Raw genomic sequence first — 13,766 nt, 5'->3', positions numbered from 1 at the left:
TTTTTTTTGCCTGATATTCAGGCTTCGTCAGCAGGCTTTTTGCGCTTGAAGCTGACAAAGGCGCCGGTGGCTGTGTAGATCAGTTCCGGGGTCAGGGTTTCAAGGTTGCTGGTGATCCGCTCGAAGCGGCCTTCAATCTGTGCGGCGTCGACGATGCGTAGCTGGCGGTTGAGCAGTTCATCACTTTCGTGCTCGATCTGGATACTCAGTGTTGCACCCCCCAGGCTGGCACGGTTGCCGACTTTCAGGGTGCTGTGTGTTTCGCCCTGGCCCACCTTGAGAGCCAGGGTCGAACCCTGTGTCATGTTCAGGTCGCGTTTGATGCGCCCTTGGTTTTTCAAGGCCGGGTCGAGCACCAGCGTACCGGCAACGTCAAGTTCGTTCACCGTGCCTCCGGCGTAGGTGGCACCCTGTTCAACCGCGACCGTGCCGCCGATGCGGCTCTGGTTGATCAACGTGGCGCCGCTCTGAACCCGACCTCGCTGGTTGGCCTCCAGTGCGCCGGTCAGGGTCCAGGCGCCTGCGGTGACGTCCAGGTGCTGAACCTGGCGGGCGCCGTTGAACATGCCGCCCTCGATATCATCCAGGATGACCTGATTGGTACCGCTGCCGCCGTCCACCTCGCCCCTGAATCGGGCCTGGCCGCGCACAGTCAGCACGTCGTCGCCACCGCCCATGTTCAGGGCAACGCCGTTGCCACCGCTGATCAGGCCGTTATTAATGACCCTGTCGTTGAAATTCCCGACCAGGTTTACCCCATAGCCATTGCGACCTCTGATACTGCCGTTGTTGACCAGCAACGTGCTGCCAAAAGCAGGCCCTGCGTTCCCGTTGTCGACCAGCACGCCATGATGCGCACCGCTGATGAGGCCGTGGTTATAGATGTCGGCACCCCCTATGGCGATGCCTTCACTGGTATTGGGCGCGCCGTGCTTGTCACTGCCATTGGCCCCCGTGCCCTCGATGATCCCGTAGTTGTGTATGCGCCCGAATTTGTCGATATCCAGGCCATCACCGTCGCCGTCGTTCTGCCGGGCACGCTGGGTATCTGCGCCGGTGATGACGCCATAATTGACCACCTCTGCATTGCCCTTGGATTTCAAACCGGCGCCTTTCTGGCCGGTGATCGCTCCTGTATTGGTCAGTACTACAGCGTCCTTGGCCTTGATGCCATTGCTGCCACCCATCACTGCCCCATGGTTGACGACTGTTACGTCTGCGCCGTTCACGCTTATGCCACTGTACGATTCTTCGAAGCGTGTTGAGGGGCCGGTGGATATATGCCCGTTATTTGTGAGGTGGCCTCCGGTGGTGAGTTCGATGGCGCTGCCGGCCTCGACATGCACAGCGGCCGAGTTCGAATAGAACGTTTGAGGGGAGCAGGCTGCAAGCTGTGCGGATACGCTCGACATTGGATTTCGACCTCACGTGTGCTGGAGGTCGAAAAACTACCGCAGGTAAATGCCTGTAGCTGTCGGCGGGTGGCATTGAGCGTTGTAAGAGGGCTCGTTATTGGAATAGCGCCTTAGTACGCTTGGTTAAAAGCTCATGGTCCACTGCCCCTTCACGCCCTGATTGCGGCTATGCGTGCCCGCCTGGCCGCTGTAAGTAAGGCCCAGTGTGTGTTGCTTGGAGAGTGCGACGTCCAGACCGGCTTGCACGTCCAGGCTGTTGCGATCCAGTGCCGTACCGGTGATGGTGAAGCCGTCCAGCACCACTGGAACGTTGCGATAGGATTGGTGCACCTGGCTGTCGACTGCGCCGTAGAGGTGTTTCCAGCCGGTGCTGAGGTGGGGTGTAAGGCTGATCTGATTATCGAACCGGTACACCGTCGCCAGGCGCAGACCAACCGTGCTGCTCAGGTTCTGCTGGGTCTGCGCGCCGACGTTGAGTGCGCTCAGGCCACCGCTTTCCTTGAAACTGTCGCGGTGATAACGCTGGTAGCCAATGCCGGCGAAAGGCTCGACGCGCAAGTCCTGGCTGCCCAATTGATAGCCCAGTTCCGAGAACAGCGTTTGGCTTTGGGCATCGTAACGAGACTTGAGCTGATCTTTGTAATCGAGCAGATTGACGTTGCGCCTGTTGGTCCCGGCGTGGCTGCTGTAGATCGCACCCAGGCGCAGGGCCAGCGGGCCGTCCTGTCGCACGGCATAGGCTCCCAGATGCAAGCTGTCCAGCTCGGCGGAAAAGCGCTGGGCGCCAAGATTGCTCGCGGATTTGGCACTCATCACCCCCACGCGCCAGGCTTGGTCCACCGCCCAGTCGGCGCCCAGCAACAGCCCGCGGGTACCGTGTTTCAGGCCGGCGCTGCCGCTTCGTGAATCGAGGTTGCCATCGTTGCCCAGGCCCTGCACCCAAAAGTGACTATTCTCGTCGGCTGGCAAGGCGCGCAGGGTCGAGAGTAATTGGTTGCTGATTTGGCTGGTGACGGCGTGGGTGGCGGTGGCCAGGTTAGCGTTTTGGCTGCCGGCCAATTGTTCAAGGGCTGCGCCGATTCCGCCGGGCTGTCCGGCAAGTGCTTCATTTACCTTTTGCAGCTTCTTTATCTGTTCCGAGGTCAGCTCACCGGCGTTCAGCAGTTCAAGCAGCGCGGGCTCCAGCACCTTGGCGACCTGCACGCCGTTGTAGGTAGTGGCTTGTCCAATGACGTACCCGGCGTAGGGCGGCGGGGAAGGCGGCGTACCGAGCTTGGGTTCGATGGTCCACTCAGTTTCGATTGAATCATAAGGGTGATGAAAAAACGGCCTGTATTCAATATCGCCGCGTGCTTGCGCGGGTTGAACACTGATGGCCACTGCAAGGCTGATGAACGCAGCGATTCTGGAGGGTATGAAAGACATGAATTCCCGACCTCTGATGAATGAGGCCGGGAATGTAGCGAGGTCGTCGAGGGATAACTGTCAGGCCACTGACCGCTGGTTTGCGGGAGTTGTCGTTAATGGCGTGCGGCTGAAAGCTCATCTGCCTAGGGGTTCTGAACTTCAACCGCGGCGCACATAACCTTTGCCGAAATGCCGCTCCATGCGCGCCTGGATCAGCTCCAGCCCGAGAGACATCACCCAGTAAATGATCGCCGCCGTGGTGAGCATCTCGATATAGCGATAGCTCGAGCGGCCATAGGACTGCGCCAGGAACATCACTTCCCAAACGCCCATCACCGAGATCAGCGACGAGTCCTTGAGCATCGAGATGAACTGGTTGGTGGCCGGCGGAATGATGGTGCGCATGGCCTGGGGCAGGGTGACATGCCAGAAGATCGCCCGGTCACGCATGCCCAGGGCCAATGCGGCTTCCCGTTGGCCATGGGGCACGCCGAGGATACCGGCGCGAAAGATCTCGCTCAGATAGGCACCATAGTTCAGCGACAGCGCGATGATCCCGGCGACGATGGCGCCCGGTACCAGGCCCAGTTGCGGCAAACCCAGGTAAATCAGCAGGATCTGGATCAGCAACGGCGTGCCGCGAAAGAACGAGGCGTAGAAACTGGCAATGCCAAACGCCACCGCGCTTTTCGACAGGCGCCCCAGGGCAGTGACAAAACCCAGTACCGACGACGCAACGATGGCGCACAGGCACAAAAACAGCGTCAGCGCCGCACCTTGCAGGAAGCCATTGGGCGCCAGGTGCAGGCCGACCAGGTTGGGCAGCTTGTCGAGGATGATCGAGAACTTCAGGTCAAAGCTCAGGAAGAAACTGGCAAACAAGGCGAACAGCGCCGCCCAGGTCAGGTAAAGCCGTATACGAAAACTCATCGGCTGATATCGGCGCCGATCCATTTTTGCGACAGCTTGCTCAAGGTGCCGTCCTGTTTGAGCTGGGCGAAGACCTCACGCACTTTGCTGTCCCACTGCGCGTCGCCTTTCTCGATGGCCACCGAGTTGGGCTCCGAATACAACGGCTCGCCTGCAAGCTTGAAGCGCTTGTCCTGGGTCAGGCGCGGCTGCGCGGTGACCAGGTTGGTGAGGATTGCATCCAGGCGCACGCCCGCGCCCAGGCCGAGGTCCTGGAATGCCACGTTGTCGGTGTCGTACGGGGCAATCTGCACATCCTCGAACGGGTACTGCAACTGTGTGTCTTCGGCGCCTTCGATCACCAGGTTCTTGTTCAGGTAGCTTTCATAGCTGGAGGCGCTGGTGAGGCCGACTTTCTTGCCGCTCAGGTCTTTGGCTGTATGGATGCGATCATCCTTGGCATTGACCACGATGACGGCGGGCGAGGCGTAGTACTCCACCGGGAAGTCGAACACCTCGGCGCGTGCCTTGCTCGGGGTCATGGAGCAGATGCAAATATCGTAGCGCCCGCTCCAGCGGCCGGCGGCAATGACGTCCCATGAAGGCGTTTCCAGGCGCAACTTGACCCCAAGCTTTTGCGCCACGGCCTTGGCCACATCCACGTCGAAGCCGTCGAGTTGGTTTTGATCGTTGAGGAATGAAAACGGCGGGTAGCTTTCCATCAGCACACCGACCAGCTCTTTCTTCTGTTCGATACGGTCCAGCGTGGCGCCGCCAAAGGCTTGGGTTGAAGCGGCCAATATCGTCAGGCCCAGGGCCAACAGCGGTCGTAATTTCAAAATCGAGCACCCGAATAAAAAAGAGGTTGTTATTAACCGAACGGTACGCATTAAATAGTTATAAGAACGACTCTCATAGTGAGTTATTTTCATAAGCATATGAGTAAAAAGCATATGGGCACAGCAAGTACAGTAATTCTCGATGGCGGCATGGGCCGTGAACTGCAACGCCGTGGCGCGCCGTTCCGCCAGCCGGAATGGTCGGCGCTGGCCCTGAGCGAAGCGCCGCAAGCGGTAGAGGCGGTGCACGCAGCTTATATCGACAGTGGTGCCAACGTGATTACCAGCAACAGTTACGCGGTGGTGCCGTTTCATATCGGCGAAGCGCGGTTCGCGCAAGAGGCCCAGGCGCTGGCCGCGCTGGCCGGTGAGTTGGCGCGACGGGCGGTGAAGGCATCCGGCAAACCGGTGCGCGTCGCCGGTTCATTGCCGCCGTTGTTTGGCTCATACCGGCCCGACCTGTTCCTGCCGGAGCGGGTCAGTGAATTGCTGACACCGCTGGTGCAGGGCCTGGCGCCTCACGTTGACCTGTGGCTGGCGGAAACCCAAAGCTCCATCGTTGAAGCACAAGCGATTCATGCCGGCCTGCCGCAGGATGGCAAGCCGTTCTGGCTGTCGTTTACCTTGAAAGATGAAGACACTGATGACGTGCCGCGCCTGCGTTCCGGTGAGCCAGTGGCGGAGGCGGCCGAGGCGGCGGCGCAGTTGGGCGTGCAGGTGTTGCTGTTCAACTGCAGCCAGCCGGAAGTGATCGGCGCGGCGATCGATGCGGCGCGGGCAACCTTCGAGCGATTGGGCGTCGCGATTCAGATCGGCGCCTACGCCAATGCCTTCCCACCGCAACCCAAGGAAGCCACGGCCAACGATGGCCTGGACCCATTGCGCGACGATCTCGACCCGCCGGGTTACCTGCAGTGGGCGGCTGATTGGAAAGCGCGTGGCGCCAGCCATTTGGGCGGTTGCTGCGGCATCGGGCCGGAGCATATTGCGGTGTTGGCCGAGCGCCTTACCAACTGATTCACCGCAGATCAAAATTGTGGGAGGGGGCTTGCCCCCGATAGCAGAGTGTCAGTCTCAGCCTGTTTGACTGATAAACCGCCATCGGGGGCAAGCCCCCTCCCACATGGGTTTTGTTTTGCGGGTGAGGTTCAGGTTCGGCATTCGGCCAGTGTTCTGAGCTGACCGGAACCGGCCTGGTTCTCCTCCGACAACCACGCCTCAAACCCCGCGCCAATCTTCGGCCATTCCGAGTCGAGCATCGAATACCACGCCGTATCCCGGTTCTGCCCCTTGACCACCATATGCTGGCGGAACACGCCTTCAAAACTGAACCCCAGGCGCTCGGCTGCATACCTGGAGCGCGCATTGCCGTTGTTGCACTTCCATTCCAGGCGGCGGTAGCCCTGTTCGAACGCGTACTTGGCCAGCAGGTACACCGCTTCGGTACTTTTTGGCGAACGCTGCATCGGTGCGCCAAAGGTGACGTGGCCGATTTCAATACGCCCGTGAGCGGGGACGATGGACATCAGGCTGAGGATGCCCTGGACCTGGCCGCTTGCGCGGTCGACCACGCTGAAGAAATACGGGTCGCTGCTGGCAGCATGGTTGTTCAGCCAGGCATCGAAGGCGCTGCGCTCAGCAAAAGGCCCGTAGGGCAAATAGTCCCACAACGTCGGGTCGGCACCGGGGCCTTCGAGGGCTTGCCACAGTTGCTCGGCGTGGCGCGCCGGGTCGAGCTTTTCCAGGCGAATAAAGCGCCCTTCAAGCAGTTGCGCGGCAGGCGCGGGGGCGCCTTTCCAGTCGGCGGGGGAAGTGACCATGCTGCGCTCCTTAAAGACCTTTGCGAAATTGGATGAAACCCGGGCGTTCAGCGATGCGTTCGTACAGTTGAATCGCGGTGGCGTTGGTCTCGTGGGTCAACCAGTGCACCTTGCAGCAGCCATCGGCCTTGGCGGTGGCGTAGACGAATTCGATCAGCTTGCGGCCCACGCCAGTGCCACGCTGGGCGGGGTCCACCAGCAAGTCCTGCAGGTAGCAGGAGTTCTCGATGCTCCAGTTGGAACGATGGTAGATGAAGTTGACCATGCCCACTGCCTTGCCGTCCTGCCAGGCGAGTGCCGAATGAGTCGGCTCGCGGGCGTCGATCAGGCGTTGCCAGGTGCTTTGGCTGACGGCGTCCGGCAGTTCGGTGTTGTAGAACTTCAAATACGCCTGCCACAACGGCAGCCAGGCGGTGTGGTCGGCGGCGGTGACTTGGCGAATGTCGATCCGGGTCATTGTGTAACTCCTTGGGGAATAAAGCGGGCGAGGGTCTGGTCGTGCACATCGGTACTGGCGGCCAGGCCTTCGCGCACGCCTGCCATGTCGGCCGCGCTGCGGTTCTGACTGAGTTTGTGTTTGCCGATCACACGCTCGATGGGCAGGGCGAAGCCGACGATCGCCTTGAGCATGCCGTCGATGTAATCCGCCGGCGCGTCGCTGACTGCCCAGGGCTGGGCGCGGCCGCTTTCATGGCGCTCGGTGAGGGCGTTGACCACCTTGAGCAATCGCTCGGCGTCGCTGAACACCTCGGCCTTGCCATAGGCGTGCACGGCGATGTAGTTCCAGGTCGGTACCACTTTGCCGTGTTCGGCTTTGGCCGGGTAAAACGCCGGGCTGATATAGGCGTCGGCACCCGCAAAGATCACCAGCGCCTCACTGCCATTTTGCAGCTCGCGCCATTGCGGGTTGGCCTTGGCCAGGTGCCCGTAAAGCGTGCCGTTGGGACCTTCATCGGGGTTGAGCAGCAGTGGCAGATGGCTGGCTTGCAGGCCATCTTCTCCCACGGTCACCAACTGCGCCAGACGGGTGTGCTGGATCAGTTGCTGGATTTGGGGCAAGTCATCGAGGGCAAAGGCGCGGGGTGTGTACATGGAAATTTTCCTTGGCGAATGCCTGCATCGTAGGCAGGCTATTGGTTCGTTGTAAGAGCCATCTAGCGCTATTTCCATAGGTCCAATATGCCGCTCCTTTCGCCGCCGTTATCCTTCAACCCTGCCGGTATCGAACTGGACCGACGCCAGGGCCTGACGCGCCAACTCTATGAAGCCCTGCGCCAGCGAGTGCTGGATGGACGGCTGGTCAGTGGTACGCGGTTACCTGCTACTCGTGATCTGGCGGCGGCATTGTCGATTTCCCGAAACAGCGTCGTGCGCGCCTACGATCAGCTGTATGCCGAGGGGTTTATCGAGAGTCGGGTGGGAGATGGCACCTATGTAGCCCAATTGCCCAGGCCAAAAAAACTATCCACAAAAGTATCCACAGGGTTTTCAACAGGCTTATCCCCAGCCTTATCCACAAAATGGGCGAATTTGCCTGAGGATCTGGACGATCAAGTTATCCACAGCACGGGCTTGGCGCGGGTAAAAAACCACCACCTGCCTCAGCCTCCCATGGGGCCACCGCGGGCATTTCGGGTGGGCGTACCGGCCTTTGATCTGTTCCCATTTGAGGTATGGGCCAAGCTGAACGGGGCGTTCTGGCGCAAACCTGACCTGGAACAGCTGTGCTATGGCGATCCAGCAGGTGACGGCCGCCTGCGTGGTTTGATTGCCGCCTACCTGCGCAGCTCACGGGGTATGCAGTGCACGGCTGAACAAATTGTGATCACCAGTGGGGCACAGCAGGCGATCAGCCTTTGTGCACAGTTGCTGGTTGAGCCGGGTGATGGGGTGGCGGTGGAAAATCCGGGTTACCGTGCGGCAGGCCATGCATTCGCCCTGGCTGGTGGACGATTGCAGGGCGTGCCGGTTGACAGCGAGGGCCTGGATTGCCAGGTGCTCAACGCTCTGCATGACTGTCGTGTGGCCTATGTCACACCTTCCCATCAGTATCCGTTGGGCGTGGTGATGAGCCTGGCCCGGCGTCTGGAGTTGCTGGCCTGGGCCGAGCGTTCGGGCGGTTGGATCGTGGAGGACGATTATGACGGTGAGTACCGCTACACCGGCGCGCCGCTGTCGCCGTTGGCGGCGCTGGACCGCAGTGGTCGCGTGTTATACGTGGGCACTTTCGGCAAAGTGGCGTTCCCGGCGTTGCGCCTGGGTTACCTGGTGCTGCCACCGGGCCTGGTGCAAGCCTTCACTCGGCGCCGCGCCGTGGACATGCGCCATTCCGAAGTCAGCACCCAGGCGGTGATGGCTGAGTTCATGGCAGCGGGGCACTTCCAACGCCACATTCGCCGAATGCGTCGCGCTGCGCTGAGCCGTCGCAATGCCTTGCTGGCCGGTTGGCCCGATGGGTTGCCCGGCGTCGGCGCCTTGCCCAGCGTTGCGGCCGGACTGCACCTGACAGTGCGAGTGGACAGCCTGGCCCGCGAGCAGGCGTTGCTCGCGCAGGCCCGTGCGGTAGAGGTTGAGATCAACGGTTTGAGTAGCTATTGGCTGGCTGGCACAAGCCCACCACCGGACCAGCGCGCGGGCCTGGTGATGGGGTTTGCCGCCGTGCCCGAGGCGGCCATCGCGCAGGCGCTGGCCCGTTTGCGCCAGGTATGGCAGGCATAAAAAGGTGATCAGCTGTTGAAGAACAGCGACTTGGCCAGTTGATCACCGATGCTGCTGCGGTGGATTTCTATCATTTCCCAGTCACTGGGTCCGGTGCGTTGGCGAGAGCCACTCAGGCGCTGTTGTTCACGCGTCTTGAGGTGGGCCTTATGGAATCTCTCAAGGGCGGCGCCTTTCGTTGCATAGTGGAAGTGCGCGTACCACAGCACGGCGTTGGTTTCTTTATCACGTACCTCGTACTCGTCCAGGTAGCCCTTTGGAGGCCCTTTGACGGCGCGGCGGCTGAAGGTTTTGCTGATACTTATCAGCCCTTGGCTACGCAGCCACTCCACCCGCGCCGCCGTGGGCGGCTGCTGTTTGATCATGTCGATGTAGGTTGTTCTACCCAGGCGATAAAGCCGCTGTGCTGCGTCGTTGAGGTTGCGCTTGGTCGACGCGGCGGAAGTATGGTCGCTTTCGGTGAGATTGCGTCGGGTCAGCGCTTGCTCGATGTCGTTTGACACATCCTCCAGTTTTTTGGCGTAGGCCTCGTACATATCTTGGATATCCTGGGGCGCGTGCCAGGGTTTACGTGAGAAGCCCTGATACTTGCGGGTTTCAGCCTGCTCGGCATCCAACAGCGTTTGTCCGGTGTTGATGCTGGTATCCAGGTCCACCGTGGCAGGCGGTGGCGGTGGCGGGGTGACCTTTTGCCGCTTGACCCAGACGCCTGGGGTTTTTTCATGAAACGTAGCGAGTACCTTGCCCGTCACGGACGTCCTGACATCGACCAGCGTACTGTCGGACTCTTGGGGCTGGGCTATTAGAATGCCATCGTAGCGTGTCGTGATCACCTTGCGCCGTGGCGCGCGCGTGGCCTTTGAGCTGCCGGGCTTGGGTTCCAGGGCTTTTTTCTCGCGCAGCAGATGCGCCAGGTCGTGAACGGCCCGCCGGCTGAACTCGCCAATTTGCTGTCGAAAGCTCTCCAGGCGAGTTTTCAGCAGAAACTGCGGGTGGTCGGCATGCATGTCCAGCAGACGTTGGTCTGCGCTGGAAAATTGCTCGACCAGGCTGTTGAGCACGTCAATGCGCTCATCCAGCGATGTGTCGCTACCCCGTTCCATGATTTCGGTGAAACTCTCGACGTTAAGTTCGGCTGTATCGACGCACTGGTTCATCTGCTCTCGCAGCGTGGCAGGGATCTGGCTTTGCTCTTCATCGATACACAAGTAGCGACCCAAGCCGATCTCCAGGGATTTGAGCTCAGCGAGGGTGAGCGGGGGCAACTCGCTCATGGTTTTTTGAATGACCGCTGCGCCTTCATCTCCCAGCATTTTGAGATCGCTGAAACGGTTGTTGATGAACTCCAGGCGCTTGATGATTGCCAGGTTCAAGGTGGACAGGGTTTGTGCGCTTCGCGCCTGGTTTTTATAGTCAATGCCTGTTTCGGCGTCGAGGATGGGGGACGAAGCCTTCAAGGCCTCGCTATAGCCCACCAATTGTTGCTCCACGACTATCTGAGACAGTTGTATTTGCTGTTTCAGGTATTCACTCATGTTGCGCTGGTAGGTGGGCACGGCATCGATGATGCTCAAGGATTTCAGCTGACTGATCGCTTCATCGTACGCCGTCAGCCGGTTGTCGGCTTTACCTATGAACGCTGTACGCAGCAGGTCCGTGGAAGGGCCGGGGGCGGCGTCCAGTGCAGGCTTTGACTCAAGCACGTCCAGCTGTTGTCTGGCGGCGACCGCATCAAAGGCGTTGAGCTGGGTCATGAGTGCCGCAATGCGCTCAGGCTGGTTGACCTTGACCGCACGCTGACGGTTCCGAAGGCCGCCGCCGCGCAGTCGTAAGCGGATGTCAACGTACCACTGGCCCGCCAGATTGCCGATCAGCGGCGGGCCCGTACGCAACGGTGCCTTCGGGTCGATGATGATGACAATGTCGTTTTCATCCACCCTCACCTCGAACCAACGCGCGGCAACCGGTGCATACCACTTGTCCGCAAGTGGATACAGATTCAAGTGGCGCCCAGGCGTTTTGTTTTGCTCGCCAAGCTTATCGGGTTTGGCGATATTGAAACTGTCGAGTGTCTTGGCCAGGCCCAAGCGGCTATGGCTCAGGGCCCCCAGGATGTGTACGGCGCCTTGGTGCTTGGCGGGCAGTTGGCTGTCGGGAATATTGGCTTGTTGCACAGCTTTATATTTTTTCTTGGTAACCGGTGGTTTACCGGCGGTTTCGATCGTTTTTGACTCGGATTGAGTTTTGCCCTTCGGCGCATCGAACTGTTCCAGCGGGCGAGGATGGCGTAGGGCGATGTGCAGGGTCAAAGCCATGCCCAGGTTGAGGAATACATCCACTAACGCTGTCCACGAAGCTTGTTGATCCCCCTTGTCCACGGCTTCCTCGGTGGCTTGCAGGTCGTCCATGATTTGCCAGACCCAGGCGGCTATTCCGACGGTACGGCCCATGAATGGCAGGGCCGCGTTGAATATTTGCCAGCCGGTGTGTCGAAACGTCGCCCAACGCTTCTGTACAGTGGACACCGACTGGCGGTCCGCCAATTCGACCATCGCGGTGGCGTTGGCCTTGAACAGCGTTGCCAGGGCGTCATTGCCCACTTCTTGATCGGCCAGGGCCACGGGGCCGCTCATGTACAGCAGGGTGAGGGGCTCGACCAGGGCTCGCACCACCGTCCAGGGCGAGGGGAAGGTGTCGGGGAACACGTATTGGGCGTAGTTGAAGCTTTGCGCTTGCGGCAGCCAGGCCAGCACCGATTCGCGCAAGGGGCGGTTATGTTTGATCGCGTACAGCAGGTTTTGCCGTGACGGGTATTGCACCAGCACCGGTTCCAGCAACGGGCGATAAAGCAGGCACGGGCCGGCGTTGGCGTCCCTTGGACCGATCACGAACATATTGGCGACCACGTCGCGCTCATGGCCGGGCCGCAATGTGGGCACGAAGGCCAGGGCGCGGATAACAATGAGTTGCCCGTCTACGTGGCGGTCGTATTCATCGGTGTGCATCACGGCGGCAACGTAACGGTAGCCGCGCTCATCGATCGCGCCCTGTCTGCGGATTTTCATTTGCAGGGCCAGCAGCGGCAGTTGCAGGCGTAGATGGCTGATATACAGCTGTTGGCGGTGACTGGATTGCACCGGGTCATCGAGCAGTTTCTGTTTGATCAGTGCGGGGTAGTGTTCGCCGATATCAATGTCTTCGATCAGGTCTTTCAAATAGCGGAAGGTCAGCCAGCTGGGGACGCCATTGTTATCGTCGTTGTGGTGCACCGTGGTGTTGCCGGTGGGCAGGCCGGTGAGGTTGTCCAACGTCAGATCGATCAGGCCGCGACGGGTGATGTCCACGCTGCCCGGCACGACGAAGGTGCCCCATACCACCGGGCTTTCGATCACCACCTCGATTTTGTCCAGGTTCAGGCGTGCACCGCCTTTATGCGCCTGGATGCGGCTTTGCAGTTGTGTGCGGGCATAGTCCCGAATGGGCGCAATGCCGTCCTGGAATGTTTCGCCGCGATAGTGGGCATGCAGTTGGGCCAGGTCGATCATGTAGCGGCTATAGGCGGCGGTGTCCGAGTCCGACGCCGAGGCCAGCCAGTCGGGCAGTTGTTGATGAACCTCGCGGATACTCGAGAGTTGGTGATCGCTCATCTCTTCGATGCTGGGCACAATGCGGGCGACGGTGGTAGGGCTTGGCTGGTCCTCTGCCGGCTCATCGACCGCGGCTTGGCTGTAACTGCCGATGGCGCGGATTTGCAGCGCGATCAGGGTGCAGGCCAGTGTGTCGAAAAAGTTGCCGGCGGGCTCATACAGGCGCCATTGCAACGTGATATCGCGCTGTGGCGCACTGAGCCGGGCTGGCAATGAGGCGCCGAACGCTTCAAGTGACTCGAAGGTTTCATAGCCACTGACCAGCGAGTGCGTCAGGACCAATTGGCGCTCGTCGTGCTCGCCAACCAGTACGGCGATGTCCAGGAAACTGATGTGGGTGGACTCGCCGTCCCACAGTAGGTCGACGTCAACCAGGTAGGCGTGACTCTTGTAGCGATCATTGAGCGAGCGCCTGCCCCGGTCCGGTTCCTGGAACACTTCACGGGCCATGGCCGCATGGTGCTCATCCAGGCCTTGCTCTTCGGTGACATTCCACACTTTCCTCAGCGAATTGGAAAACGTCTGCCAGCGTGGCCTGCTGCTGTCGTCGGAGGCGTTCCAGAAGTTAAGTTGCTGTTCCTGAAAAGCGATGAACAGCAAGTCGGATAACTCGTTGATCAAGCGTGCGATGGCATCGATCTTCACCGCAAGGTGCACAGGCGCCGCCGCGTTCGGCTGCAGCGTGAGGAAGTGCTCGCCATCGATGTAAGTGACCCGCTCGCTGGTCAGCGTTTGATGAGCCAGTACCGAGGTCAGGGACTGGATAACGGCTGGCGCCGGTTCGACAGCGCTGCCCACGACATGCCAGCGCGGGCTGACCACCATCGCCAGGTCGGGATCGATATTAAGGGTGGGGTAGAGTTCTCTGAGTGCCGAGCGCAACGTGGCGGCCGCGACCTCGTGGGTGGTGGGCCCGGTGGTTAACTGGGTGAGCAGTTCATAGGTGCTGGGGGGGCGATGATTGTTGTCAAGTCGGTCGTTGGGCATGTGTTGCTCCTCTGCAATCGCTGG

General features: G+C 60.2%; 10 protein-coding genes. 2 read left to right on the top strand and 8 right to left on the bottom strand.

Going from position 1 to position 13,766, the window contains the following annotated elements:
• Positions 1–17: 17 nt before the first annotated feature.
• The 4 genes from CIB54_RS04195 to CIB54_RS04180 form a co-directional block, all read right to left on the bottom strand.
• Positions 18–1,412 (bottom strand): autotransporter outer membrane beta-barrel domain-containing protein, encoded by a 1,395-nt coding sequence (locus CIB54_RS04195; RefSeq protein ID WP_157829688.1) that lies wholly within the window; start codon positions 1,410–1,412, stop codon positions 18–20.
• A 126-nt stretch (positions 1,413–1,538) separates the two neighbouring features.
• Positions 1,539–2,840 carry an autotransporter outer membrane beta-barrel domain-containing protein gene (locus tag CIB54_RS04190; RefSeq protein WP_101218723.1) on the bottom strand — a complete coding sequence of 434 codons (1,302 nt, stop codon included), beginning with the start codon at positions 2,838–2,840 and terminating at the stop codon, positions 1,539–1,541.
• Positions 2,841–2,981: 141 nt separating this feature from the next.
• Positions 2,982–3,752 (bottom strand): amino acid ABC transporter permease, encoded by a 771-nt coding sequence (locus CIB54_RS04185; protein ID WP_101218722.1) that lies wholly within the window; start codon positions 3,750–3,752, stop codon positions 2,982–2,984.
• Positions 3,749–4,570 carry an ABC transporter substrate-binding protein gene (locus CIB54_RS04180; RefSeq protein ID WP_065953295.1) on the bottom strand — a complete coding sequence of 274 codons (822 nt, stop codon included), beginning with the start codon at positions 4,568–4,570 and terminating at the stop codon, positions 3,749–3,751. The genes CIB54_RS04185 and CIB54_RS04180 overlap by 4 nt, the downstream gene beginning before the upstream one ends.
• Before the next feature lie 114 nt (positions 4,571–4,684).
• Here CIB54_RS04180 and CIB54_RS04175 point away from each other — a divergent pair, with 114 nt between their 5' ends.
• Entirely contained in the window at positions 4,685–5,587 is a 903-nt protein-coding gene (locus tag CIB54_RS04175; RefSeq protein ID WP_101218721.1) for a homocysteine S-methyltransferase family protein, read from the top strand.
• A 131-nt stretch (positions 5,588–5,718) separates the two neighbouring features.
• Here CIB54_RS04175 and CIB54_RS04170 read toward each other — a convergent pair whose 3' ends face one another.
• From CIB54_RS04170 to CIB54_RS04160, 3 genes are read right to left on the bottom strand one after another with little or no spacing between them, the layout of a single operon-like run.
• Positions 5,719–6,390, bottom strand: coding sequence for a GNAT family N-acetyltransferase (locus tag CIB54_RS04170; RefSeq protein ID WP_065953293.1), 672 nt, complete (start codon positions 6,388–6,390; stop codon positions 5,719–5,721).
• Between the two features lie 10 nt (positions 6,391–6,400).
• The gene (locus tag CIB54_RS04165) at positions 6,401–6,847 is read right to left on the bottom strand and encodes a GNAT family N-acetyltransferase (RefSeq protein ID WP_101218719.1); all 447 of its coding nucleotides are present in this window, start codon (positions 6,845–6,847) and stop codon (positions 6,401–6,403) included.
• Positions 6,844–7,482 (bottom strand): FMN-binding negative transcriptional regulator, encoded by a 639-nt coding sequence (locus CIB54_RS04160; protein WP_101218717.1) that lies wholly within the window; start codon positions 7,480–7,482, stop codon positions 6,844–6,846. The genes CIB54_RS04165 and CIB54_RS04160 overlap by 4 nt, the downstream gene beginning before the upstream one ends.
• A gap of 87 nt (positions 7,483–7,569) precedes the next feature.
• Here CIB54_RS04160 and CIB54_RS04155 point away from each other — a divergent pair, with 87 nt between their 5' ends.
• Positions 7,570–9,108, top strand: coding sequence for a MocR-like pyridoxine biosynthesis transcription factor PdxR (locus tag CIB54_RS04155; RefSeq protein WP_101218715.1), 1,539 nt, complete (start codon positions 7,570–7,572; stop codon positions 9,106–9,108).
• Positions 9,109–9,116: 8 nt separating this feature from the next.
• Here CIB54_RS04155 and CIB54_RS04150 read toward each other — a convergent pair whose 3' ends face one another.
• Positions 9,117–13,742 carry a dermonecrotic toxin domain-containing protein gene (locus CIB54_RS04150; RefSeq protein WP_101218713.1) on the bottom strand — a complete coding sequence of 1,542 codons (4,626 nt, stop codon included), beginning with the start codon at positions 13,740–13,742 and terminating at the stop codon, positions 9,117–9,119.
• Positions 13,743–13,766: the final 24 nt, after the last annotated feature.

The sequence above is a fragment of the Pseudomonas fluorescens genome (assembly GCF_002837185.1).
GTDB lineage: Bacteria > Pseudomonadota > Gammaproteobacteria > Pseudomonadales > Pseudomonadaceae > Aquipseudomonas > Aquipseudomonas fluorescens_AM.
This window is presented reverse-complemented; position numbering and strand designations above follow the sequence as displayed.